This window comes from Kitasatospora sp. NBC_01266, assembly GCF_036242395.1.
Lineage (GTDB): Bacteria > Actinomycetota > Actinomycetes > Streptomycetales > Streptomycetaceae > Kitasatospora.
In genome coordinates, this window is sequence record NZ_CP108458.1 from 7,401,795 (window position 1) to 7,425,426 (window position 23,632).

Annotated in this window: 14 protein-coding genes; 11 read left to right on the top strand and 3 right to left on the bottom strand. The window is 72.3% G+C overall.

The features are described from left to right. Positions 1 to 4: 4 nt before the first annotated feature. On the bottom strand, positions 5 to 1,246 hold the full coding sequence (locus OG403_RS31865) for a peptide ligase PGM1-related protein (RefSeq protein WP_329570531.1): 1,242 nt from the start codon (positions 1,244 to 1,246) through the stop codon (positions 5 to 7). A 319-nt stretch (positions 1,247 to 1,565) separates the two neighbouring features. On the opposite strand from OG403_RS31865, the gene OG403_RS31870 reads away from it, so the two are divergent. The 5 genes from OG403_RS31870 to OG403_RS31890 all read left to right on the top strand — a co-directional run bounded on the left by OG403_RS31870 (position 1,566) and on the right by OG403_RS31890 (position 13,972). Beyond that, positions 1,566 to 2,705: a GNAT family N-acetyltransferase gene (locus tag OG403_RS31870; RefSeq protein WP_329570533.1), complete on the top strand. Its 1,140-nt coding sequence runs from the start codon at positions 1,566 to 1,568 to the stop codon at positions 2,703 to 2,705. A gap of 354 nt (positions 2,706 to 3,059) precedes the next feature. After that, the gene (locus OG403_RS31875; RefSeq protein WP_329570535.1) at positions 3,060 to 4,703 is read left to right on the top strand and encodes an ABC transporter ATP-binding protein; all 1,644 of its coding nucleotides are present in this window, start codon (positions 3,060 to 3,062) and stop codon (positions 4,701 to 4,703) included. Then, positions 4,700 to 6,481, top strand: coding sequence for an ABC transporter ATP-binding protein (locus tag OG403_RS31880; RefSeq protein ID WP_329570537.1), 1,782 nt, complete (start codon positions 4,700 to 4,702; stop codon positions 6,479 to 6,481). Before OG403_RS31875 ends, OG403_RS31880 begins: the two co-directional genes overlap by 4 nt. Before the next feature lie 41 nt (positions 6,482 to 6,522). Next, positions 6,523 to 6,792, top strand: a complete 270-nt coding sequence (locus OG403_RS31885) for an acyl carrier protein (RefSeq protein ID WP_329570539.1) — start codon at positions 6,523 to 6,525, stop codon at positions 6,790 to 6,792. A 40-nt stretch (positions 6,793 to 6,832) separates the two neighbouring features. Then, complete coding sequence (locus OG403_RS31890; protein ID WP_329570541.1) at positions 6,833 to 13,972, top strand: non-ribosomal peptide synthetase; 7,140 nt, start codon at positions 6,833 to 6,835, stop codon at positions 13,970 to 13,972. An 882-nt stretch (positions 13,973 to 14,854) separates the two neighbouring features. On the opposite strand, the gene OG403_RS31895 is transcribed toward OG403_RS31890, so the two are convergent. Next, a complete protein-coding gene (locus OG403_RS31895; RefSeq protein ID WP_329570543.1) occupies positions 14,855 to 15,307 on the bottom strand; it encodes an ArsI/CadI family heavy metal resistance metalloenzyme in 453 nt (150 codons plus the stop codon). An 85-nt stretch (positions 15,308 to 15,392) separates the two neighbouring features. On the opposite strand from OG403_RS31895, the gene OG403_RS31900 reads away from it, so the two are divergent. Genes OG403_RS31900 through OG403_RS31910 form a run of 3 tightly spaced genes read left to right on the top strand, consistent with a single transcriptional unit; the run spans position 15,393 to position 16,980 of the window. Continuing rightward, a complete protein-coding gene (locus OG403_RS31900; protein ID WP_329570545.1) occupies positions 15,393 to 15,770 on the top strand; it encodes an ArsR/SmtB family transcription factor in 378 nt (125 codons plus the stop codon). Continuing rightward, positions 15,767 to 16,564 (top strand): MIP/aquaporin family protein, encoded by a 798-nt coding sequence (locus OG403_RS31905; RefSeq protein WP_329570546.1) that lies wholly within the window; start codon positions 15,767 to 15,769, stop codon positions 16,562 to 16,564. The genes OG403_RS31900 and OG403_RS31905 overlap by 4 nt, the downstream gene beginning before the upstream one ends. Then, positions 16,561 to 16,980 (top strand): arsenate reductase ArsC, encoded by a 420-nt coding sequence (locus OG403_RS31910; RefSeq protein WP_329570548.1) that lies wholly within the window; start codon positions 16,561 to 16,563, stop codon positions 16,978 to 16,980. Before OG403_RS31905 ends, OG403_RS31910 begins: the two co-directional genes overlap by 4 nt. A gap of 58 nt (positions 16,981 to 17,038) precedes the next feature. On the opposite strand, the gene OG403_RS31915 is transcribed toward OG403_RS31910, so the two are convergent. After that, positions 17,039 to 19,708, bottom strand: a complete 2,670-nt coding sequence (locus OG403_RS31915; protein WP_329570550.1) for a SpoIIE family protein phosphatase — start codon at positions 19,706 to 19,708, stop codon at positions 17,039 to 17,041. 298 nt (positions 19,709 to 20,006) lie between these two features. Here OG403_RS31915 and OG403_RS31920 point away from each other — a divergent pair, with 298 nt between their 5' ends. The 3 genes from OG403_RS31920 (at position 20,007) to OG403_RS31930 (ending at position 23,591) form a co-directional block, all read left to right on the top strand. Then, positions 20,007 to 21,236: a serine hydrolase domain-containing protein gene (locus OG403_RS31920; RefSeq protein WP_329570552.1), complete on the top strand. Its 1,230-nt coding sequence runs from the start codon at positions 20,007 to 20,009 to the stop codon at positions 21,234 to 21,236. 308 nt (positions 21,237 to 21,544) lie between these two features. Continuing rightward, positions 21,545 to 22,537, top strand: coding sequence for a hypothetical protein (locus tag OG403_RS31925; RefSeq protein WP_329570554.1), 993 nt, complete (start codon positions 21,545 to 21,547; stop codon positions 22,535 to 22,537). Positions 22,538 to 22,577: 40 nt separating this feature from the next. Continuing rightward, positions 22,578 to 23,591, top strand: coding sequence for a clavaminate synthase family protein (locus OG403_RS31930; protein ID WP_329570556.1), 1,014 nt, complete (start codon positions 22,578 to 22,580; stop codon positions 23,589 to 23,591). Positions 23,592 to 23,632 lie beyond the last annotated feature (41 nt).

Genomic DNA, 23,632 nt, shown 5'->3' on the forward strand with positions numbered 1-23,632 from the left:
GCTCTCAGGCCGGGATGAACAGCTCGCCGAGTCTCTGGTTGACCTCCCAGGCGTCGTCGAGGTCGGGCGCCACGGTGCAGTAGGTCGCGCCGTGGCGGGCCTCGTTGTACCCGCTCACGATCAGCACCCCGGTCCTGGTGGCCGGGTCGTACGCCAGGCCCGCGCCCGCGATGGCATCGCGCATCGCCGCGAACGACGGGGTGGCCCAGCCGCGCGGCCACACGTTGTTGAGCAGCACCCGGTCCTTGGCGTAGCCCGGACCCACCACGACCTCCCCGAGCACGTGGTAGGCGTGCGTCGAACTGGTGATGCGCCCGTTCCACTCGGTGAAGACGACCTGCCGATCCGGCGTGATGACCGCGTCGGCGCTCAGCCAGCCCCGGTAGCCCATCGCGTGCAGCGGCGTGCACACCTTGCGGCCGCCCTCGATCAGCTCGGCCTGCAGTTCGGCGTCGAGCTCGGGCGGCGTCACCTCGGCGAGGTAGCGCGGCGCGTGCATCAGCTGGCCGATCCCGCCGAACTCGATCCCCTGGTCCTCGATGTGGAACTCGGCGTAGTAGGCGCGGCTGTCGTTGAAGTAGCGCTCGACCACCAGCAGATGGGACCCGCCGTCGGTGAGCCAGTCCCAGTGCTGCGCCAGGTACTCGCGCACCTGCCCGCGGTCCGTCAGCAGCACGGTCCGCCGCGCGCCGACCGGCCGCGTCCCCTCCACCGGGCTGAGCACCTCGTTGCCCCCGCCGCCGGCGCCGTACTCCAGCTTCACCATCACGCTGTGGCCCTGCTCGATCAGCCGGGTGATGGCGTCCTCGGCGGCCCCGGCGTCGGCGCACACCGCGCCCGGGGAGATGGGGGCGCCCGCTCCCGCCGCCACCGCGCGGAAGACCGCCTTGCTGCTGACGATGGCTCCGCCGCCCTGGTCGATGAACGCGTGTCCGGGCAGCGCGGCCAGTGCGCCCAACCGCTCGGCCAGCACCGCCACCGACGCGTCCGGCCACATCGGGATCACCTGCTCCACCGGCCGGCCCCCGAGCGCGGCCAGCACCTCGGTGGCCAGGCGCGGATCGGCGAGCTGGTCCCTGCTGAGCATCCGCGACTGTGAGGACGCGGGGGTCGGCGGCACGATCACGGTGAGCGTCCGCCGGTCGACGCCGGTGTGCTCGGTCACGTACCGCAGGAACGATTCCTCCGGGATCTCCGGGAGCACCAGGACGTCATGGTCGCGAGCGAACCAGACGAAGTGGTTCACCCACCAGACGGCTCCTTCGCTGTGGCCACCCAGATTTCTGTCCCAGTCGTTGCCTATGAGGACTCTTGCCATCTCAGCCCTTCCCTGGAAACCATGGCGGGTGACTACTGGTCAGCTCGAATCCCGCCCCGTCGGATGATGTCATAAACGGTCCGACGTGCAAGCGGTGCAATGTGCCGAGCGCTCACCGCATTCGGTGCGCAACGCGTTTTCCTCGAAATTCCGTCCTGCTGCAGGAGGTGCCGTCCATGGCTGATTCGACTCGGGACCGGGACGCGGTCCACGCGTCCGGGGACGGTTCCTCATGATGCGGGTGCGGGTGTGCGACACGCTCGCGGCGGTGCCGGCGGCGACCTGGGCGGCGCTGGCCACCGGGGCCGGCCTGTACTTCTCCCACGAGTGGCTCTCGCTCGTGGAGCAGGAGACTCCGGGGCGCTGCCGCTACCTGCTGGCCCACGACGGCGCGGGGATCGCCGGTGCCCTGCCGGTCTACCTGGTGGCCGGGGAGCCCAACCCGTACTACGACCCGCAGTTGCTGTTCCGTGCCGCAGTGCCGGGCCGCGGCGGGCGGTACTGCGTGGCCGGCAGCCGCAGCGGCTACAGCGGCGAACTGCTGCTGGCCGACCGGCTCACGCAGGCCGAGCAGCGCTGCGCGGTCGCGGCGCTGCTCGACGAACTGGCCGTACTGGCCCGGGCGGAGGGGCAGCAGCACGCGTTCCTGCTCTACCTCAACGCGCGGGGGCTGCGGCAGGTCGCGGGCTACGCCGAGGACCTCTCCCCGGTGCTCAGCTACAGCGGCGACGCCTGGCTCGAGGCGCCCGGCCGGAGCTTCGACGACTACCTCGCCGGGTTGGCGTCCGGGCGGCGCTGGACCGTCCGGAAGGAGGTCCGCCGCTTCGCCGAGCAGGGCCTGACCGCAGTGCGCGCCGATCCGCGTGAACGGCTCGACCTGATCGTGGAGTTCGCGCGGCTGGGCAACGAGAAGTACGGGATCGAGGAGAGCGAGGACGAGCTGCGGACGCGGTTCGAGCGGCAGTGCGCGGTACTCGGCGAGCACGGGGTGCTGATCGAGGGCCGGCGCGGGGAGACGGTGGTCGGGATGGCGCTCAGCTACCGCTGGGAGGACCGGCTCTACCTGCGGATGGCCGGGTTCGACCAGAGCGCGCCGGCCGGCGCCTACCCGTACTTCAACCTGGTGATCTACGAGTCGCTCCGGTACTGCTACGAGACCGGCCTGCGCGGTGTCCACCTGGGCACCGGGTCCCACGACGCCAAGTCCGCCCGAGGAGCGCGGATCGGACCGCTCGCCAGTGTCGCGCTGCCCGCGGCGGGTGCGGCGGGCGCCGATCCGGCCGCGCCGACCGCGCGGTCCGGGGTGCGCCGCTACTGGCAGCAGCAGGTCGCGAGTCGGCCGCATCTGGTCGACCGGGACCTGTGGCGGCCCTGGCTCGACCTCTGAGGGGTCCGTCCTGGTGGCTTCGGATGACGCCGTTCAACCGGCAATGTCTGGCAGTTGCACGCCGGCCGGCCGGGGCCACCAGGTGGACGGAGATCTGACGACGCGTCAGCCTCTGATAGGACAGGTACGCACAGCCTCGGGGATGGACAGATCACGCGGTCTGCGCCGTTAATTGCTGTGCCAAACGACTGCCCGTCGGTCAATCGCTACTGTTCTACGATGGAGGCTCGGGTGCGGGGCAGGCTTCAACTGATGTGGGCTTCAACGGAGGTTGAGGGCTGAGTGGTGCGAACTTTCGCTGCCGCGGATCCCGGGACACCCGACATTCGCGGACCGTGGCGATATCTGCTGTGGATGGCGCTCAGGCATTGGCCCGTCCTCGTTCTCGACTGCTTCTTCAACATGATGTGGGCGGCGGGACTGGCGCTGACCCCGGCCGTGATCGGGGAGGCCGTCAACACCGGCCTGGTGGCGAAGGACCAGACGGCACTGGTCGGTTGGGGCCTGGCGGTGCTGGGTCTCGGCATCGGCACGGCGCTGTCCGCCATGGCGGTGGAGCGCCTCGAACTCAGGGTCAAAGTCGAACCCGGCTACCGGACCATGCAGTTCGTCACCCGTCAGGCCTGCGAGCTGGGCACGACGGTCGACCGGGAGGTGTCGGCCGGTGACCTCGTCACCGTCGGCGTCTCGGACATCGGCCTGATCGGCGAGACGCTGCAGTACGGCGCCCGCGGTGTGGGCGGGGTGGTCGGGTTCGTCTCCGTCGCCGTGCTCATGCTGGTCGCCTCCTGGCAGGTCGGACTGCTGGTGCTGATCGCGGTCCCGGCCATCCTGGTCGTCACCACGCGGCTGGCCGGGGTGCTGCGCAGCCGGCAGAGCCAGCTCCGCACAGATCAGCGCGAACTCACCGACCAGGCCGTCGACATCGTCCGCGGGCTGCGGGTGCTGCGCGGGATCGGCGGCGAGGAGCTGTTCGCCGGCCGGTACCGCGACGGGTCGCAGCGGCTGCGGTCCACCGCGCTGCGGCAGGCACTGGCATCGGCGATGCTGGGCGCGGCCAGGACCTTCCTGCCGAGCCTGCTGCTCGCCGGCGTGGTGGCCCTGGCCGCGGAACTGGTGCTGACCAGGCACCTGAGCGCCGGGCAGATGGTCGCCTTCTACGGGTACGCCACGTACCTGATGATTCCGCTCAACCAGATGACGTTCGCCGTCTCCACGGCCATGCAGGGTCATGTGGCCGCCGCGAGCGTCACCCGGCTGCTCGCCCTGCGGCCGGACCTCGCGCCGGGTCCGCGGACGGGCGCGATGCCCGGTCCCGGCGTGCTGGCCGACCCGGTGTCGGACCTGCGGGTGCCGGCCGGCGGGCTGACCGCCGTGGTGTGCGCCGCGGGTGACGCGGTCGCGCTGGCGGACCGGTTGGGGCGCTATGTCGAGTCCGGCACGACGTACGCCGGCCGGTCGCTGGCCGGCCTGCCGCTGGCCGGGGTCCGCGAACGCATCATGGTCACCACCGCCGACGCGCACCTGTTCGCCGGGCCGCTGCGCCGCGAGCTGGATCCGGCGGACCGGGTGGCCGGTGGCGACCTGGACGATCAGCTGTGGGCGGCCATCGACGCGGCCGCCGCCCGGGACATCGTCGAGGCGCTGCCGGACCGCCTGGACACCAGCGTGGCCGCCGGCGGCCGGGAGTTCTCCGGCGGCCAGCAGCAGCGGCTGCGGCTGGCCCGCGCCCTGATGGCCGATCCGGAGGTGCTGATCCTGATCGACCCGACCAGCGCCGTCGACGCGAACACGGAGAAGAAGATGGCCGAGGGAATCGCGAGGCTGCGCCAGGGCCGCGCCACCGTCGTGTTCACCACGAGCATCCTGCTGCTGAGGCAGGCCGACCAGGTGGCCCTGGTCCTCGACGGCACGGTGGCGGCCGAGGGCTCCCACGGGTCGCTGATGGCGGACGAGCGCTACCGGTCCCTGGTGGAGCGCGGGACGGCCGCCGTATGAGCGAGCTGCCCGTCGCCACCAATCGCGAGCTGCGCGCCTACGCGCGGCGCACCATCGGGGCCCACCGCGCCGAATTCGGCCTGGTGGTCTGCCTCCAGGCGCTCTCGGCGATCGCCGGGCTGTTCGCCCCGTGGCTGCTCGGCAACCTGGTCGCGGACGTGACGCACGGCCACGACACGGTGCTGCGCCTGGTCCTGCTGATCCTCGGCTGCCTGGCCGTCCAGGCCGTACTGGTCCGGCTCGCCGGGTACGCCGCGGCCGCGCTCGGGGAGAAGATCCTGGCCGCGCTGCGGGAGGAGTTCGTGGCGGACCTGCTGGCGCTGCCCCCGGAGGTCGTCGAGGACGCGGACCGCGGTGACCTGCTCACCCGGACCACCCGCGACATCGGCCTGATGTCCAACGCCGTGCGCTCCGCGATCCCGGCGACCATGACCTCGATCGGCGTCGTCGGGTTCACCTTCGGTGCCCTGCTGCTGATCAGCCCGGTCCTGCTGCTGCCCGGCCTGCTCTCGGTGCCGGTGCTGTTCGGCGCGGCGCGCTGGTACCTGCGGCGGGCGCACGAGGGATACCTGCGCGAGGCCGCGTCCTACTCCCGGCTGACCGAGAGCCTGGCCGAGACCGTCGAGGGCGCCCGTACCGTCGAGGCGATGCGGCTGACCGCCCGCCGGATGGACCAGCTCAACGAGGACATCGCCAACTCCTACGCCGCCGAGCGCTACACCCTGCGGCTGCGCAACGTCCTGCTCCCGCTGTGCGACGCCAGCTACTGCCTGCCGGTGGCCGCGATGCTGGTCCTCGGCGGCACGCTCTACCTGCACGGCATGGTCTCCCTGGCCGCCGTGACGGCCGGCACGCTGTACGCCTCGCAACTGCTCAACCCGCTGGACCAGCTGGTCTCCTGGCTGGACTCGCTCCAGTCGGCGGGGGCCGCGCTGGCCCGCCTGCTGGGCTTCGAGCGGTTCCGGGAACCCGCCTCGGCGGCGACGGCAACGACGGCACCGGCCTTGGCCGAAGCGCTGCCCGCGGGGCACGGCACGGTGCCGCGACCCCGGCCGCGGTCGCGGGACATCGAGGTGCGGGATCTCCACTACGCCTACCAGCCGGGGCACGACGTGCTGCGCGGCATAGACCTGACCATCAGGCAGGGCGAATGGCTCGCCGTGGTCGGCCCCTCGGGCGCCGGCAAGTCGACGCTCGCCAAGCTGCTGGCCGGGATCTACCAGCCGCACACCGGCGGCATCGCCATCGGCGGCCGGGACCTGGTCGGCCTGGCACCCGCCGAGCGGCGCGCCACGGTGGCCCTGGTGACCCAGGAGCACCACGTCTTCCGCGGCACGCTGCGCGACAACCTGACCATCGCGCGCCCGCAGGCCGGGGACGAGGAGATAGCCGCCGCGCTGACCGCCGTCGGGGCCTGGGACTGGGCCGAGGCGGCGGGCGTGGACAGCGCGGTCGGTCCCGGCGGAGCGGCGCTGGACCCGGCGAAGGTGCAGCAACTGGCCCTGGCCCGGCTGATCCTGGCGAATCCCGACATCCTGATCCTGGATGAGGCGACCTCGCTGCTGAATCCCCAGGCCGCGCGGCGGCTGGAACGGTCGCTGGCCGCCGTCACCAGCGGCCGGACCGTGATCGCCGTGGTGCACCGGCTGCACACCGCCCGGGACGCCGACCGGATCGCGGTTCTCGATGACGGCCGGATCACCGAGTTCGGCACCCATGAGGAACTGCTCGCCAAGGACGGCGCCTACGCGGGACTGTGGGGCGCCTGGCAGGGGTAGCGCCCGGGCCCTGGGCGCCATTATCAAGGGGGACCGTCGAGTTGAGCCATCGGATACTGGACCAGGTGCGGGCGGCCTGGGGAGACGTGTTCGGGACCGTTCCAGCCGGCCCGGACGAGGATTTCTTCGTCTGCGGCGGCAATTCCATTCTGGCCATCAGGCTGCAGCAGGCCCTGCTCGTCCGGACCGGGACGGCGGTCAGCGTCGCGGAACTCCTGCGGCACCGGACGATCGGTGCACAGGCCGCACATATCGGCAGCGCTTCGAAGAGCGAGAGCGGTCAGGACCGTGTGCCCGGCCGTGAATGTTGACCAGTGAGTCAGGATCTTCTCAGAGGACCAGGGGTAACAGATGCCAGACGATGTCCTGTTGCCGGTTTCGTTCGCTCAGCAGCGGCTCTGGTTCCTGGATCAGCTTTCGCCGGGGAGTACGGAGTACCTGATCCCGGTGGTGTTGCGGCTGACCGGGGAGCTGGACGTCGCGGCGCTGTCCGCGGCGGTGGCCGACCTGACCGCCCGGCACGAGTCCTTGCGGACGGTGTTCGGCGAGCGTGACGGCCAGCCCGTTCAGCTCGTGCGCGAGCCCGACCCGCAGGTGCTGCGGGTGGCCGGCGGGCCGGCGGGTCCCGAGGAGGTCGCGGCGGCGGCGATGGCCCCGATGGACCCGCAGCGCGGGCCGCTGTTCCGTGCCGTGCTGTTCCGGCAGGGTCCGGATGAGCACCACCTGGTGCTGACGGTCCATCACATCATCGCCGACGGCTGGTCCATGGGCATCATCGCCGCGGAGCTGGGGCGGCTGTATGCCGCCCACCGCGACGGCGGAACCCACGACCTGCCGGAACTGCCCATCCAGTACCCCGACTTCGCCATCTGGCAGCGGGACTCCCTGGACGGGCGGGTGCTGGACGAGCAACTGGCCTACTGGACCGGGCGGCTGGCGGGGCTGGCGCCGCTGGAGCTGCCCGGCGACCGGCCCCGGCCGGCGGTCCGCTCCGCGCGGGGCGCCACGCTGTCCTTCGAGATCCCGGCAGCGCTGTCGGCACAGCTCAAGGACCTGTTCGACGCCCACCGGGTGACGCCGTTCATGGGGCTGCTGGCGGCGTTCCAGGTGCTGCTGGCCAGGTACACCGGAGAACAGGACATCGCGGTGGGGACTCCGGTCGCGGGCCGCAACCGGGCCGAGACCGAGCAACTGGTCGGACTCTTCCTCAACACCCTGATCATGCGTGCGGACCTGTCCGGGGACCCGGCGTTCACGCGGTTGCTGGCACAGGTCCGCCAGACCGCGCTGGCCGCCTACGACCATCAGGACCTGCCGTTCGAGCGGCTCGTCGAACACCTGGCTCCCACACGGGACCTGTCCCGCACCCCGCTCTTCCAGACCATGTTCAACCTTCAGGACACCCGGGCGGGCGACCGCGGCTGGGAACTGCCCGGGCTGCGCGTCGAGGCCGAGCAACTGGACTGGGACGTCGCCAAGTTCGATCTGTCGCTGGACATGGCGGAGACCGCGGCAGGGTTCACCGGTGTCCTCGAGTACGCCACCGAGCTGTTCGACCGGGCGACCATCGAGCGGCTGGCGGGCCACTTCCTGACCCTGCTCGCCGGCGTGGTGGCGGAGCCGGCGACCACGGTGTCGCGGCTGCCGATGCTCACCGCCGCCGAGGAGCACCGGCTGGTCACCGAGTGGAACTCGACCCGGGCGCCCTTCCCGGACGCCTGCGTGCACGAGCTGGTCACCCGCCAGGCGACCGAATCACCGCAGCGGACCGCGGTGGTCTGCGGGGACCGTGAGCTCTCCTACCGGGAGCTGGAGGAGCAGGCCAACCAGCTCGCGCACCTGCTGATCGAGGCCGGAGTGGGGCCGGAGACCCTGGTGGGCTTCTGCGTGGAGCGCGGCCCGGAGCTGATCACCGGGCTGCTGGGCATCCTCAAGGCGGGTGGCGCCTACGTGCCCCTGGACCCGGCCCACCCGCGCGAGCGGCTGGCGTTCATGCTGGACGACATCGCGGCCCCGGTCGTCGTCACCCAGCGGCACCTGGCCGACCGGATCCCCGCCCGGGACGGTCGGCGGGTCCTGTGCCTGGACGACGGCAGCCCTGCCGGGTACCCCGTCACCGCCCCGCCACGGCGGGCCACCGCCGGCAACCTCGCCTACCTCATCTACACCTCGGGCTCCACCGGCGCCCCCAAGGGCGTCCAGACCCGGCACGACAACCTCACCAACGGCCTGCTCGCGATGCAGGACCTGATGCGACTCTCCGCCGGGGACCGCCTGCTGGCCCTCGCCCCGTACACCTTCGACATCTCCACCGTGGACCTGCTGCTGCCGCTGGTGCGGGGCGCTCGGATCCACCTCGCCACCCGCGCGCAGGTCACCTCACCGGCCCTGCTCGCCGCGATGCTCGCCGACGACGGCATCACCGTCGTGCAGGCCACCCCTTCGCTGTGGAGACTGGTCGTCGACGAGCTCCCCGACCTGTCCGCCCGCCTGCACCTGCTGCTCGGCGGCGAAGCCCTCGACCCCGAACTCGCCGCCACCACCCGCCCGCTGGTCCGCCGGCTCACCAACGTGTACGGACCGACGGAAACGACGATCTGGGTGCTGGGGGCGGAGCTCGAGCCGGGGTTCGCCGCGGACCAGGTGGTGCCGATCGGCCGTCCGCTGGCCAACGCGCGGGGCTACGTGCTGGACGGATACCTGAATCCGGTGCCGGTCGGGGTGCCGGGGGAGCTGTACTTCGCGGGCACGGGGCTGGCGCGTGGCTACCTGAGCCGGGCCGGGCTGACGGCGGAGCGGTTCGTGGCGTGTCCCTTCGAAGCAGGGAGGATGTACCGGACCGGGGACCTGGCGCGGTGGCGGGCGGATGGGACCCTGGAGTTCCTGGGCCGGGTCGACGACCAGGTGAAGGTCCGGGGGGTCCGGATCGAGCTGGGTGAGGTGGAGTCGGTGCTGCGAGGCAGCGGGCTGGTCGCCGACGCGGTGGTGATGGCACGTGAGGACATGCCGGGGGACCAGCGGTTGGTGGCGTACGTGGTGCCGCTGGAGCCCGGTGGCGGGGTCGAGGTGGCCGAGTTGCGGCGGCTGCTGGCGGAGCGGCTGCCGCAGTACATGGTGCCGTCGCTGGTCATGGTGATCGACGCGGTGCCGTTGAAGTCGAACGGGAAGGCGGACCGGCGGGCGCTGCCGGCTCCGGACGGGTCGCGCCCGGCGACGGGCCGGGCGTACGCGGCGCCGGTGGGGCCGGTCCAGGAGGCGATCGCGCGGATCTGGGGGCAGGTCCTGGGGCTGGACCGGGTCGGAGCCGAGGACAACTTCTTCGAACTCGGCGGGCATTCCCTGCTGGCGACCCGGGTGATATCCCGGCTGCGGCAGGAGTTCGGCACCGGGCTCGGGGTGCACAGCATGTTCGCGGCCCCGACCGTGGCCGGGCTGGCGGACGTCGTGGCGGACGTCGTGCGGGCGGGCGGCGACGCGGAGCCCGGCATGCCGTCGATCCGGCCGGTGCCGCGGCAGGGTGCACTTCCGCTGTCCTTCGCGCAGGAACGGCTGTGGCTGCTGGACCAACTCGTCCCGGAGAGCACCGAGTACCTGCTCACCAGGGCGCTGCGGCTGGCCGGGGAACTGGACGAAGCGGCGCTGGAGCGGGCGCTGGGCGAGATCGTCGACCGGCACGAGGTGCTGCGCACCAGGTTCGAGGTGGTGGCAGGCGTGCCGGTGCAGGTGATCGAGCCACCGGCCGGGCTGGCGCTGCCGGTGACCGACCTGAGCGGGTTGTCGGCCGAGCGGGCGCGGGCAGAGGTGTCGGCGGTGGTGACGGCCGAAGGTACCCGGCCGTTCGAGCTGGGCACGGCTCCGCTGCTGCGGGCGCGGCTGCTGCGGCTGCCGGCCGGCGAGCACGTCCTGGTCCTGGTGGTGCACCACATCGCCACCGACGGGTGGTCGATGGGGCTGCTCACCCGCGAACTCGCCGTGCTGTACGGGGCGTTCAGCCAGGGCGGGCCGTCGCCGCTGGAGCCGTTGCCGATCCAGTACGCCGACTTCGCCGTGCGGCAACGGGACTGGATGCGCGACGAGGTGCTGGAACGTCAACTCGGCTACTGGCGGCAGCGGTTGAGCGGCCTGGCGCCGTTGGAGCTGCCCGCCGACCACCCGCGGTCGGCGGTGCGCTCCGGTCGTGGAGCCGAGTACGAGTTCGCGGTGCCACCGGAGTTGACCGCGGCGCTGCTCGCGCTCTCCCGCCGTGCGGGGACGACGCTGTTCATGACGCTGCTGGCGGCCTTCCAACTGCTGCTGTCCAGCTACTCCGGCCAGGACGACATCGCGGTGGGCACCCCGATCGCCAACCGCAACCTGGCCGACACCGAAGGGCTCATCGGGTTCTTCGTGAACACCCTGGTCATGCGCGCGGACCTGGCCGGGAACCCGACCTTCACGCAGCTGCTGGCACAGGTCCGGCAGGCCGCGCTGGATGCCTACGCGCACCAGGACCTGCCGTTCGGGAGCCTGGTGGAGGAACTGCGCCCGGAGCGCGATCTCAGCCGCAACCCGCTGTTCCAGGTGATGTTCATCTTCCAGAACACCCCGGTGGCGCCCTTCGAGTTCACCGGTGTCACGGTCACGCCGGTGGAGTGGGAGCAGCCGGTGTCGAAGTTCGATCTGACGCTGTCGGTGCGGGAGCGCGGCGGGGAGCTGAGCTGCCTGATCGAGTACAGCACGGACCTGTTCGAGTCCGGCACCATCGCCCGGATGGCCGGACACTTCGGCGCCCTGCTGACCGGGATCGCGGCCGATCCGGACCGCCGGCTCTCCGGACTGTCCGTGCTCACCGCGCCCGAGCGGCGGCAACTGCTGGACGAGTGGACCGACACCGCCGCACCCCTGCCGCGCGACCGCCGTGTGCACGGGCTGTTCGAGGAGCAGGCCGCCCGCACACCGGACGCCGTCGCGCTGGTCGCCGGCGACACGGAGCTGACCTACGGCGAACTCAACCGGCGGGCCAACCGGCTCGCCCACCACCTCAGGGACCGTGGCGCCGGGCCGGAGACACTGATCGCGCTCTGCGTCGAGCGGTCGCCGGAGATGGTGGTCGGCCTGCTCGGGATCCTCAAATCCGGCGCCGCCTACGTGCCGCTGGACCCCGCCTACCCCACGCAGCGGCTGCTGCACATCCTCTCCGACACCGGGGCACCGCTGCTCGTCACCCAGCGGCACCTGCGGGACCGGCTCGCCGCCACCACCCCCGCCCTCTGCCTGGACCAGGACGAGGACCAGCAGGCCATCGCCGCCCGCCCTGGCGACAACCCGGCGCCACTGGGCGGACCCGCCAGCCTCGCCTACGTGGTGTACACCTCGGGCTCCACCGGCCTCCCCAAGGGCGTCAGCATCCAGCACGAGGGAGTGGCGGCGTACCTGCGGTTCATCGCCTCCCGGTACCGGATCCTGCCCGGAACGCGGGTGCTGCAGCTGGCGTCCATCGCCTTCGACGCCTCGGTGCGGGATCTGCTCGGGCCGCTGACCTGCGGTGCCACGGCCGTACTGTTCCACCAGGAGGGGCCGTTCGACCCCGCCGCGATCGCCGCGTGCATCGCCCGGTACCAGGTGGAGGTGCTGCTCAGCGCGGTCCCCTCGCAGCTGCGGGAGATCATGTCCGTCCCCGGCGCGGAGCAGTACCTGGAGTCCGTGCGGCTGACGGCGGTCAGCGGTGAGAGCCTGCGCCTGGGCGGACTGCGCGGCCACCGGACCGTGCGCGGCAGCCTGGTGAACCAGTACGGCCCCACCGAAAGCACGATGACCGCTACCTTCTGGCCCGTCAGCGAGGACTGGGCGGAGCGGACCGAGGACATTGTCGGCCGTCCGGTCGCGAACAAGCGGGTCTACGTGCTGGACCGGTACCTGAATCCGGTGCCGGTCGGGGTGCCGGGCGAGGTGTACGTCGCGGGCCTCGGGCTGGCGCGCGGGTATCTCGGCCGGGCCGGGCTGACGGCGGAGCGGTTCGTGGCCTGTCCGTTCGACGGCGGGAGGATGTACCGGACCGGGGACCTGGCGCGCTGGCGGGCGGACGGGAACCTGGAGTTCCTGGGCCGGCTGGACGACCAGGTGAAGGTCCGGGGGTTCCGGGTCGAGCTGGGTGAGGTGGAGTCGGCGCTGCGGGCCAGCGGGCTGGTCGCCGACGCGGTGGCGATGGCGCGGGAGGATGTGCCGGGGGAGCAGCGGTTGGTGGCGTACGTGGTGCCGCTGGACCCTGCCGCCGGCGTCGAGGTGGTCGAGCTGCGGCGGCTGCTGGCGGAGCGGTTGCCGGACTACATGGTGCCGTCGCTTGTGCTGGTGATCGATGCGCTGCCGCTGACGGTCAACGGGAAGGTGGACCGGCGGGCGCTGCCGGCCCCGGACGGGTCGCGCCCGGCGACGGGCCGGGCGTATGTGGCGCCGGTGGGGCCGGTCCAGGAGGCGATCGCGCGGATCTGGGGGCAGGTCCTGGGGCTGGACCAGGTCGGGGTCGAGGACAACTTCTTCGAACTCGGCGGCGACTCCATCGTCAGCATCCAGGCCATCTTCCGGGCCGGCCGCCTGGGCATCCACATCACGCCCCGGATGATGTACCGCCACCAGACCATCGCCCAGCTCACCGACCGGATCGGGCGCGACGTCCTCGAGGGCACGCCGGAGACGGCGGGCCGCGGCATCATCTCGCCGCTGAACGACAGCACCAGTGACCGCTCGGTCTTCTGCTTCCCGGTGATCGCGGGAAACGTCACCGGCTACGTCCCGCTGGCCCGGGCGCTGAACGCCGACGCCCGGGTGCTCGGCGTCGAGCTGTCCTGGTGGGACACCCCGGACACGGTCGAGTGGAACCTCCTTGAGATGGCGCGCAGTTGCCGCGATGCCATCCTGAGCAGCCGGCCGAAGGGGCCGTACCTGCTGGTGGGCTGGTCGTTCGGCGGTGTCCTGGCAACGGAGACCGCCAGGCTCCTCGAGTCGACCGGGAACGCCGTGCGCGTCATCGCCCTGGACACCATCTTCCCCACCGCGGAGTACCAGGCCGCCTCGCGAGCCACCATCGAGACGATCGACGCGCTGCTCGCCCATCTCGCCGATCTCGCCCATCTCGCCGCAGAGAACGAGCCCGCCACGGCGGGCCGGGCCCTGCCGGACGAGGTGCTGACCAAGCTGAACTGGCTGAACATTCCCCCGGAGCTGTACGAGATCGCCGGTGACGACCTGGTGCGCCACCTGACCGTCATGCGGGGAATCGGCACCGCGATCACGACCTACGCCCCCTCACCCGTGGGCTGCCACGTGACCCTCTACGAGGCGGCGGACCGGGTGCTGCCGGACTGGGTCAACGGAACGGTCAAGGAGACCTGGCGCCCCTTCGCCCCCGACCTCGAGGTGCGGAGCACACCGGGCGACCACCACTCGTTCCTGCGCTACCCGATCGTCCGGTCGCTCGCGGACGGCCTCCGCGAGGACATCCGCGACCACGGCTGACCGCGCCCGCCTTGGCTACCGAGGCCTTCGACCACCTGCGGGCCCGTGCCCTCGGCCCACCCGAGATCCGCAGCCAGATCAAATGGATCCTCAAGGAGCTCTGGGCGTGAACACCACCAAGCTACGACGAGCACAAGGCGTTCCCCGCCGTGGTCCAGGACATTCCCGCGGCGGCCTGGCGGCCGGGGCCCGCCCTCCGCAGCACTGAGGGCCTGGCTGGCAGAAGGCATCGGTCTGCGAGAATCGCGCGGTGGCCGACATGAACGCGATCTCCCGACAGAACCTGCTCCGCCGTGGCTTCGCCCTGGAGTACACGACGCTGGGCTGGAACATGGTCGGCATTGTGGTGCTGGGGATCGCTGCGATCTCCGCCCGCTCGGTAGCTCTGGCCGGCTTCGGCCTGGACTCCTTGATCGAGATCGGCGCGTCCACCGTGGTGATCTGGGAGCTCTCCGGCACCGGCGAGGCCCGCCAGCGTCGGGGCCTGCGCCTGATCGGCGTCGGCTTTGCTCTGCTTGCCGGCTACCTGCTGGCGCAGTCCACCCTCGTCCTGGTCAGCGGCTTCCACTCGCACCACTCGCCCCTCGGTATCGCCTGGACCGCAGTGACTGCTGCCGTGATGTTCGCCCTGGCAGCGGGCAAAGCCCGCACCGGCGCCGCGTTGGACAATCCGGTCCTCAAGACCGAGGGCCGGGTCACCCTGATCGACGGCTGCTTGCCGCCGCCGTCCTGGTCGGTTTGGTCCTCAACAGCACTCTCGGCTGGTGGTGGGCCGACCCGGCCGCTGGCTACGTCCTGGTCTACTACGCCGCTCGCGAGGTTCGGGAGATCTTCTTCGGCGACCACTGATCTTCCGCTCCGGCCCCGGCGGACCGATGACGTTCAGCAGCAGCCCGAGGCCGCTGTCCCGGGAACCCCTGCCGAGCCGGTCGCGCAACGCGTACCGCCGTCCTGCCCAGCCAGGACGTCGGCGTCGGCCTTGACCACGAAGACCTCCCAGGGCTCCCGGCCGGGGCCGTGGATCCACACTTTGTCCTGGACGGCATAGCAGCAGGTCGTGTCACTCTCCTCGACGGTGGCGAGCCCGGCCACGGCCAGCCGTGATGTTGCCGCAGCCACCTGTTCGCTGGTTTCCACCTCCACGCCCAGGTGGTCCAGGCGGGTCTCCTCGCCGGCCTGGCCCTCGATCAGGACGAGCTTGAGCGGTGGTTCGGTGATGGCGAAGTTGGCGTAGCCGGGGCGCCGCTTGGCCGGCTCGGTGCCGAAGAGCTTGGCGTAGAAGGCGATTGAGCCTTCGAGGTCGGCGACGCGAAGGGCGAGCTGAACACGGGACATGGCGGTCTCCCCGATCCATTCTGTATCGACAGCTGTCGATACAGGCAAGGTTGCCTCTTGAATAGATGGCTGTCAACATAGACGCATGTCGAATCTGGAACTGCCGGTGCTCGGCCAGGACGATGTGGTGGCGTGCTGCTCGCCGATGGTCCGAGAGCCACTGGGCGAAGAGGCCGCCGCCGACCTGGCGAAGATGTTCAAGGCGCTGTCGGACCCGGTGCGGCTGCGGCTGCTGTCGCTCATCGCCTCGCACGAGGGCGGCGAGGCGTGCGTCTGCGATCTGACCGGGCCGTTCGACGTCTCCCAGCCGACGATCTCCCACCACCTGAAGGTGTTGCGCGAGGCCGGCCTGGTCGGCTCGGAGCGGCGCGGGACCTGGGTCTACTACTGGGTGCTGCCCGCAGCGCTGGCCAAGCTCTCGTCCCTCCTCCAGGCTCCGGTCGGCTCGGGCGGTTCCAGATGACCGAGCTCGCGCCTCCCTCTGCCTCCGGCCGGGGGTACCGCCTCGGCCGCCGGACGGCCGTCGAGTTCGTCGGGACGGGCGCGCTGGTCGCCGTCGTCGTCGGCTCCGGCATCCAGGCCGCCAGGCTCTCCCAGGACGTCGGCGTGCAACTGCTCGCCAACTCGCTGGCCACGGTCTTCGGCCTGGGCGTGCTGATCGCGCTGCTGGGTCCGGTTTCCGGTGCCCACTTCAACCCTGCCGTCACCCTCGCCGCGTGGTGGACCGGACGCAGCGGTGGTGAGGGGCCGACCCTGCGCGAGGTCGCCGCCTATGTGCCCGCGCAGACCGCCGGAGCGATCGGCGGCGCGGTGCTCGCGGACGCGATGTTCGCCGAGCCGCTGGTGCGCTGGTCCACCCACGACCGATCGGCCCCGCACCTGTGGCTGGGAGAGGTCGTGGCGACCGCCGGCCTGGTCCTGCTGATCTTCGGCCTGGCCCGCACCGGCCGCGCGCACTTCACGCCGGTCGCCGTCGCCTGCTACATCGGCGCGGCCTACTGGTTCACCTCCTCGACCAGCTTCGCCAACCCGGCAGTGACCGTCGGCCGGGCCTTCAGCGACACCTTCGCCGGCATCGCGCCCGGCTCGGTGCTGCCGTTCGTCGCCGCCCAACTCGTCGGCCTGGCCGTCGGCGTGGGCCTGGTCGCCGTGCTGTTCGGCCGACCCGCGCCTGCCGCTGAGGACGTCGTCATCCCGCACCGCGAGCGCCACCTCCCCGCACACCCTCTTCTCGATCAAGGAAGCACCCTGCCGTGAGCACTCCCGCCGTCCCGTCCGTGCTGTTCGTCTGCGTCCACAACGCCGGACGGTCCCAGATGGCCGCCGCCTTCCTCACCCACCTCGGCGGCGAGCGGGTCCAGGTCCGCTCGGCCGGCTCCGCCCCCGCCGACGCCGTGAACCCGGCCGTGGTCGAGGCCATGCGGGAGGTCGGCATCGACATCTCCGCCGAGACACCGAAGGTGCTGACCGTCGAGGCCGTGCAGACCTCTGACGTGGTGATCACCATGGGCTGCGGCGACGCCTGCCCGTACTTCCCTGGCAAGCGCTACCTGGACTGGAAGTTGGCGGACCCGGCCGGGCAGGGCGTCGATGCCGTCCGCCCGATCCGCGACGAGATCGAGCGGCGCATCCGGGACCTCATCGCCGAACTCGGCATCGAGGCAAGGGCGTGACTGTCGACCCGGTTGCCGGTGCGCTGGTTGCCCGCTGGCGGGCAGGCGATTTCCGGCGTCAGCCGGCGCCGTCGTCCGCCGTTCCCGGCAGGGCCTGCTCGACCCAGATGATCTTGCCTCGGGCGGTGTAGCGGGTCCCCCAGCGCTCGGCGAGTTGGGCGATCAGGAACAGGCCGCGCCCGCCCTCGTCCTCGTCGGCCGCGTAGCGCAGGTGGGGTGAGGTGCTGCTGGCGTCGGAGACCTCGCAGATCAGGTTCCGGTCGTGGAGCAGCCGGACCCGGATCGGGGCGGTGCCGTAGCGGATGGCGTTGGTGACCAGTTCGCTGAGGATCAGTTCGGTGGTGAACACCGCCTCGTCCAGGCCCCAGCGGGTCAGCTGCCCGGTGGCCTCGGCGCGGGCGGTGGCCACGGCGGCGGGATCGGAGGGGACCTCCCATTCGGCGATCCGGTCGCGGGCCAGGCGGCGGGTGCGGGCGACCAGCAGGGCGATGTCGTCGTGCTGCCGGTCGGGCAGCAGGGCGGCGAGGAGCGCCTCGCAGGTCTCCTGGGGTGACCGGCCGGTGGCGGCCAAGGTGCTGGTGAGGAGTTCCAGGCCGGCACCGATGCCGTGGGCGCGGTCCACGATCAGGCCGTCGGTGTACAGGACCAGTGCGCTGCCCTCGGGCAGGGACAGTTCCACGGCCTCGAAGGGCAGCCCGCCCAGCCCGAGCGGCGGGCCGGCCGGCAGCTCGGGGAAGACCACCGTGCCGTCCGGGTGGACGAGTGCGGGCGGCAGGTGGCCGGCCCGGGCGAAAGTGCCGGTGCCGGTGGTGGGGTCGTAGATCCCGTACACGCAGCTCGCGCCGGTGACCGGGGCCGGCCGCTGCGCGCCGGCCGTCTCCTGGTCGATGCGCCCGACGAGTTCGTCCAGGTGGCTGAGGAGCTCGTCCGGCGGCAGGTCCAGGGTGGCGAAGTTCTGCACCGCGGTCCGCAGCCGCCCCATGGTGGCGGCGGCGTGCACGCCGTGGCCGACCACGTCGCCGACCACGACCGCGACGCGCGCGCCCGAGAGCGGGATGACGTCGAACCAGTCGCCGCCGACACCGCCCTCGGCCGGCAGGTAGCGGTGGGCGACGTCGAGGGCGCTCTGCGAGGGCACCGTGTGCGGCAGCAGGCTGCGCTGCAAGGTCACCGTCATCGCCCGCTCGCGGGTGAAGCGGCGGGCGTTGTCGACGCACACGGCGGCCCGGGCCGACAGCTCCTCGGCCAGCGACAGGTCCTCCTCGTCGAAGGGCTCGCTGCCCTGCGCGCGCCAGAAGTTGGCGATGCCCATCAGGACGCCCCGGGCCTGCAGGGGGACCGTGACCAGGGAGTGGATCCCGAAGTCCAGCACCTCCTGGCTGCGTACGGCGTCCTGCGCCCGCCAGTCGAACCTGACCCGCAGGTCGGGCACCAGCACCGACTGCCCCTCGACGAACCCCCTGGCCTCCGGCGTGGAGGCGGCGAAGGTCACCAACTCGCCGACCGGATACAGGGGATGGTCGTCCCGGGCGGCGCTGGTCGCCACCCGGAGCAACTCGGGAGCCGCCCGGTGCGCACCGGGCGTGGGCTCCTCGCCGCGCAGCACCGACTCGGCGAGATCGACGGTGGCGTAGTCGGCGAACCCGGGCGCCGCGACCTCGGTCAGCTCCTGCGCCGTGCGCCGCACGTCGAGGCTGGTACCGATGGCCGCGCCCGCCTCGTAGAGCAACCGCAGCCGGCCCCGGGCGGCTTCCGCCCGGCCCGAGAGGGCCTGCAGCTCGGTGGAGTCGCGCAGCGTGGCCACGCTGCCGCCGGGGCTGCCGTCGTGGCCGGTCGGCCGGGTGTTCACGGCCACCAGCCGCTCCCCGACCGGGAACACCCCGTCCGTGACCGCGCGTCCGGAGATCAGCAGCTCGGTCATGGCGGCGTCCAGGCCCAGTTCGGCGACCGCGCGGCCCTCCACGTCCGAGGGCAGGGCGAGCAACCGGCGTGCCTCGTCGTTGGCGAGCAGCACCTGCCCGTCGGCCCCGAGGATGAGCACGCCCTCGCGCACCGCGTGCAGCACCGCGTCGTGGTGCTCGTACATCCGGGTCATCTCCGCCGGCCCGAGACCGCGCGTCTGCCGCAGCAGCCGACGGCCCGTCAGCGCCGCGCCGATCGTCGCGAGCACGAGTGCCGCGGCCCCGGCCCCGAGCACCAGCGGCAGTTGCCGCCAGACCGCGCTGCTCACCTGGCTGACCGTGACTCCGGACGCCACCATGCCGACGACCCCGCCGCTCGCGTCCATCACCGGGACGACCGCCTGCACGTCCTCGCCCAGCGAGCCGTTGGTCGTCTCGAGGGTGACCCGCCCGGCCAGCGACGGGCCGATGGTGCCGATGAACCGCTGCCCGATCTGCGCGGGCACCGGGCTGGTGTAGCGGATGCCGTCGCGGTCCATCACGACGATGAAGTCGACCCGGCCCTGCATGCGGGCGGCTTCGGTCATCGGCTGCAGCACCGCGGTAGGGTCCGGCCCCTGCATGGCGCTGACCAGGCCCGGGCCGTGCGCGAAGGCCGCGGCGGCGGCGAGTGAGCGGTCGCGGGCCGCGTCGAAGCGGTCGCTGCGCGCCCTGAGCAGCAGCGCCGTCACGGCGGCCAGCACCAGCAGCACGATGATCAGCACCTGCAGCACGAAGATCTGGCCGGCCACGCTGCGGACCGTCGCCGACGGCCGTGGACGTCGCATCCCGCTCCTGTGAGATGGGAGCGGTGGTCGCCGCTCATGCCGACGCCCGGACGTCGACCCGGCACTGTCGCGGTCGGCGGCCGGGAGGAGCGCCCGGGGCTCGGACACCATGTGTACCCCACCGCCGCCCGGCGGGACCCGCACCACGCCCGGGACCTCACCCGCCGTCCGCGCCGAGGGCGGCCGGGCCGGGGTGGCCCGCGGCGGCGTCGGCCCGCGACGAGCACGACCAGCCGGACGGCGTAACGGACGGAGTGGCATCCGCCGGTTCACCGCCGCCGTCGGCGCATAGTGCGGCATGACACGTGTCCGAACCGCGCTGCTCTGCGCCGCCACCCTGTTCGCCGCGACCCTCCAGACCACCGCCGTCGCGTCCGCCGCCTCATCCGCCGCCTCAGCCACTCCCGCCGCGAGCCGTGCTGCGCGGCACTGCGTCGGCTCCCCGGAACCGGTCGACGGGCAGGCTCGCCAGGTGCTCGACATCGCCCGGCAGGCCAAGACGGAGTTCGACCTCAACTCCGTCATCCTGCGGGTCACCGAGGACGGCCGGGAGGTCGTCACCGGTGCGCTCGGCGAGTCCATGACCGGCGTCCCCGCCGAACCCGACATGCACTTCCGCGCCGGTTCGGTGGCCATCGCCTACCTGGGCACCGTCCTGGCGCAGTTGGCCGACGAGGGGCAGGTCAGCCTCGACGACCCGGTCTCGCGCTGGCTGCCCGACCTGCCGCACGCCGACCGGATCACGCTGCGGATGCTCGGCGCCAGCACCTCGGGCCTGCACGACTACGTCACCGACCCGGACTTCCTCGCCGCGCTCGAAGCCGCCCCGTTCCGCCAGTGGACGCCGCAGGAGCTCGTCGGCTACTCCACCAGCCACCCGCTCTGGTACGAGCCCGGCACCAACTGGAGCTACTCGCACGCCAACTTCGTGCTGCTCGGCGCCGCCCTGGAGAAGATCACCGGCACCCGGCTCGACAAGCTGCTGGAACAGCGCGTCATGGACCCGCTCGGCCTGCGCGACACCCGCAACAGCTACACCCCCGACATCCCGACCCCGGTCCTGCACGCCTTCACCGCCGAACGCGGCAGGTACGAGGAGTCCACCTTCTGGAACCCCTCCTGGACCACCGCCCCCGGCGCGGTCATCACGACCGACATCTGCGACCTGGCCCGCTCGGCGGTGGCGATCGGCAGCGGAGAGCTGCTCTCGGCGCAGGCGTTCCGGACCCAGCTGAACCCCGGCACGGTCGGCCTCGGCGGCCCCACCGCCACCTGCCCGGCGACCGTCTGCATCGCGAACACCGAGGCCACCCACTACGGCCTCGGCATCCTGGTGCTGCACGGCTGGGTGGTGCAGAACCCGTCCTTCTCCGGCTACGCCGCCATCCAGGCCTACCTGCCCGACCGGCACCTCGCCATCGCGGTCGCCACCACCAAGGGCTGTGCGACGCCCGACGGGAACACGGCCCAGACCATCGCCGAGCGCATCTCCGAGCTGCTCGCGCCCGAGCAGCCGCTGGCCGGCTGAGAGCAGCCCGGGAACGGACGGGCGGCGGGAGCAGCGCAGCGGCTCCCGCCAGGGCAGCTGGGGCAGTCGGCCGGAGCCGGCGCCGACAGCGCGGCCGCCAACTCCACCGCACCGCAGGGAAATCGTGGTGCGGATCAGGGTTTCGCGTGACGTGTTCCTGGCGAAGTACTTCAACCATGGGCTTATCGCCGGTTGCCGGCCATCCTGCTGTCGCTGTCTTCCGTGAACCCCGAGGCGGGCGGCCCGTCCCGGAGTTGGGCCCGTGGGTCGACGCTTCGGCGAAGCGGACCGCTCGGGTGCTGGCCGGGGTGGCGACCCATGCCAGACCGGTCGAGCGGAGCGTCGCACTGCGGCAGGCCGCCGCGGTGGCGGGGGAGTTGGTGGCCGCGCTGGCGGCGCTGGCTCCGGCGGTGGCCGGTGAGGGACTGCCGGCGGAGTCGGTCAGCCAGTCGTTCTTCCGGGTCCGTGAGGTGGAGTTGTCGGACCAGCAGGCCGCCCTGCACGGCGCCTTGGTCATCCACCGCGGTCTGGAGGATCTGTGTGATGCCCCGCTGTCGGGTGCCGACCTGGCGCTGGAGGTGGCCGGGATGCGGCAGTCGGTGCTCGACCTCACCGGCGCACTGCCGGGCGCCGACCCCGACCCTGACCCCGTCTCGCCGGTGGCCGGTCCCGAGCCCGGTGCGGGGCAGTCGCTGGAGAGCGTGTGGACTGCCCGGTGGCTGATCGGGCACCAGGTCCACGTCCTGTTCAACGTCTGCGCCGCGGTCGCCGTGGCCGAGGCCACCCGCCAACTGCGGCACGGTGACGGCGAGGCGGCGCTGCTGCGGCTGGTGGACGCGACGGTGTACGTGCGCGGCTTCCCGGCGGCCATGACCCACGCCAGTACGATCCCGGCCGACTACTATATGGCGGCTATCCGCCACACCATGGCGCCGCCGTCGGTGGACGTCCCGTTGAGCGGGCGTCAGCACCGCGGGTACAAGCTGTTCCGGGCGGCGATGAAGGACCTGCTGTCGGTGGTTCCGGACTCCTTCGAGCAGTTGGCGGCCCGCGACCCGGAGTTGGCCGAGGCGCGGGGCGCGCTACTGGAAGCCGACCTCGTGGACGGCGAACGGCACGTCACCCTCGCGTACTCGATGGTGCACCTGCGTCGTTCGATCGCCCAGAAACCCGAAGGCCCTGACAACGCCGTCGCCGAACTGCGGCTCATGCGCCATCGCCGGGCGGCCCAGTACGCCTCCCTGATCCGGTTCGGGGACCACTACATCGCAGACGCCGTGGCCGGTCTGCGCCACTCGTGAGTCCGCGCGTCCGCCGCCCACCCCTCGGCAGGAGACCCTGATGCCTGAGACGACGCCCGACACCGCCCGAAGCACGGTCGCCGAGAAAGCCGCCGACTGGGCGCTGGATACGGCCGATGCCGGCGCGTGCGAGCGACTGGCCCGCAGCCTGTGCACCGGCGCGCAGGACGAGGTCGACGACCCCGAGTGGCTGGCCCGGGCCCGGGACGCCTGGGAGGACCTGCCGCTACCGCTGCGCCGTGCGGTGCGGCGGTTCCGAAGGCACTCCGGCCCGCACGGCACCCTGGTGGTCGGCGGTCTGCCCGTCGATCAGGCGGCCCTGCCCGCGACACCGGCCGTTCCCGGCTCGGTCCAGCGCCGGGCCACCGTCCCGGCCGCGCTGCTCACCATGGTGGCCTGCGGGCTCGGCGAGCCGCTCGCCTACCTGGCCGAGAAGTCCGGCGCCCTCGTGCAGGACGTCGTGCCCGTGCCCGGACAGGAGACCTTCCACGGCAACGCCGGATCGGCGCCGCTCTCCTTCCACACCGAGAACGGCTTCCACCCCCATCCACCCGACTACGTGGTCTTCCTGTGCCTGCGCGCCGATCACGACCGGATCGCCGGCCTGCGCACCGCCGGCCTCCGCCAAGCGCTGCCGCTCCTCACCCCGGCCGCCCGCCAGACCCTGTTCGCACCGGAGTTCAGCACCACACCCCCACCCTCCTTCGGCCCCGCCGCCACCGGCGAGCCCGCCGCCGAGCCCCGACCAGTGCTGTCCGGCGCGGCCGAGGACCCCGACATCCGGATGGCCCAGCTCGTCACCACCCCGCTCACTCCTCGGGCCACCGCGGCACTGAGCGAATTCGGCCGCGCCTGCGAGGCCACCGCCCGCACGCTGCGCCTGACGCCCGGCGACCTGGTGATCATCGACAACCGTGTCACCGTCCACGGCCGCACCGCCTTCCAGCCCCGCTACGACGGAGCCGACCGCTGGCTGCAACGCACCTACGTCACCGCCGACTTGCGCCGGTCCCGCGACCACCGTCCGCACGACGGCCAGATCCTCGCCCGCTGACCGGCCTGGAGAGCCGGCGGCTCGGCCGGTACGCGGCCGGC

Coding starts and splice junctions, on each gene's coding strand:
- OG403_RS31875 (WP_329570535.1), top strand. CDS start 3,060: ATGGCGCTCAGGCATTGGCCCGTCCTCGTTCTCGACTGCTTCTTCAAC.
- OG403_RS31880 (WP_329570537.1), top strand. CDS start 4,700: ATGAGCGAGCTGCCCGTCGCCACCAATCGCGAGCTGCGCGCCTACGCG.
- OG403_RS31890 (WP_329570541.1), top strand. CDS start 6,833: ATGCCAGACGATGTCCTGTTGCCGGTTTCGTTCGCTCAGCAGCGGCTC.
- OG403_RS31895 (WP_329570543.1), bottom strand. CDS start 15,307: ATGTCCCGTGTTCAGCTCGCCCTTCGCGTCGCCGACCTCGAAGGCTCA.
- OG403_RS31900 (WP_329570545.1), top strand. CDS start 15,393: ATGTCGAATCTGGAACTGCCGGTGCTCGGCCAGGACGATGTGGTGGCG.
- OG403_RS31905 (WP_329570546.1), top strand. CDS start 15,767: ATGACCGAGCTCGCGCCTCCCTCTGCCTCCGGCCGGGGGTACCGCCTC.
- OG403_RS31915 (WP_329570550.1), bottom strand. CDS start 19,708: ATGCGACGTCCACGGCCGTCGGCGACGGTCCGCAGCGTGGCCGGCCAG.
- OG403_RS31920 (WP_329570552.1), top strand. CDS start 20,007: ATGACACGTGTCCGAACCGCGCTGCTCTGCGCCGCCACCCTGTTCGCC.
- OG403_RS31930 (WP_329570556.1), top strand. CDS start 22,578: ATGCCTGAGACGACGCCCGACACCGCCCGAAGCACGGTCGCCGAGAAA.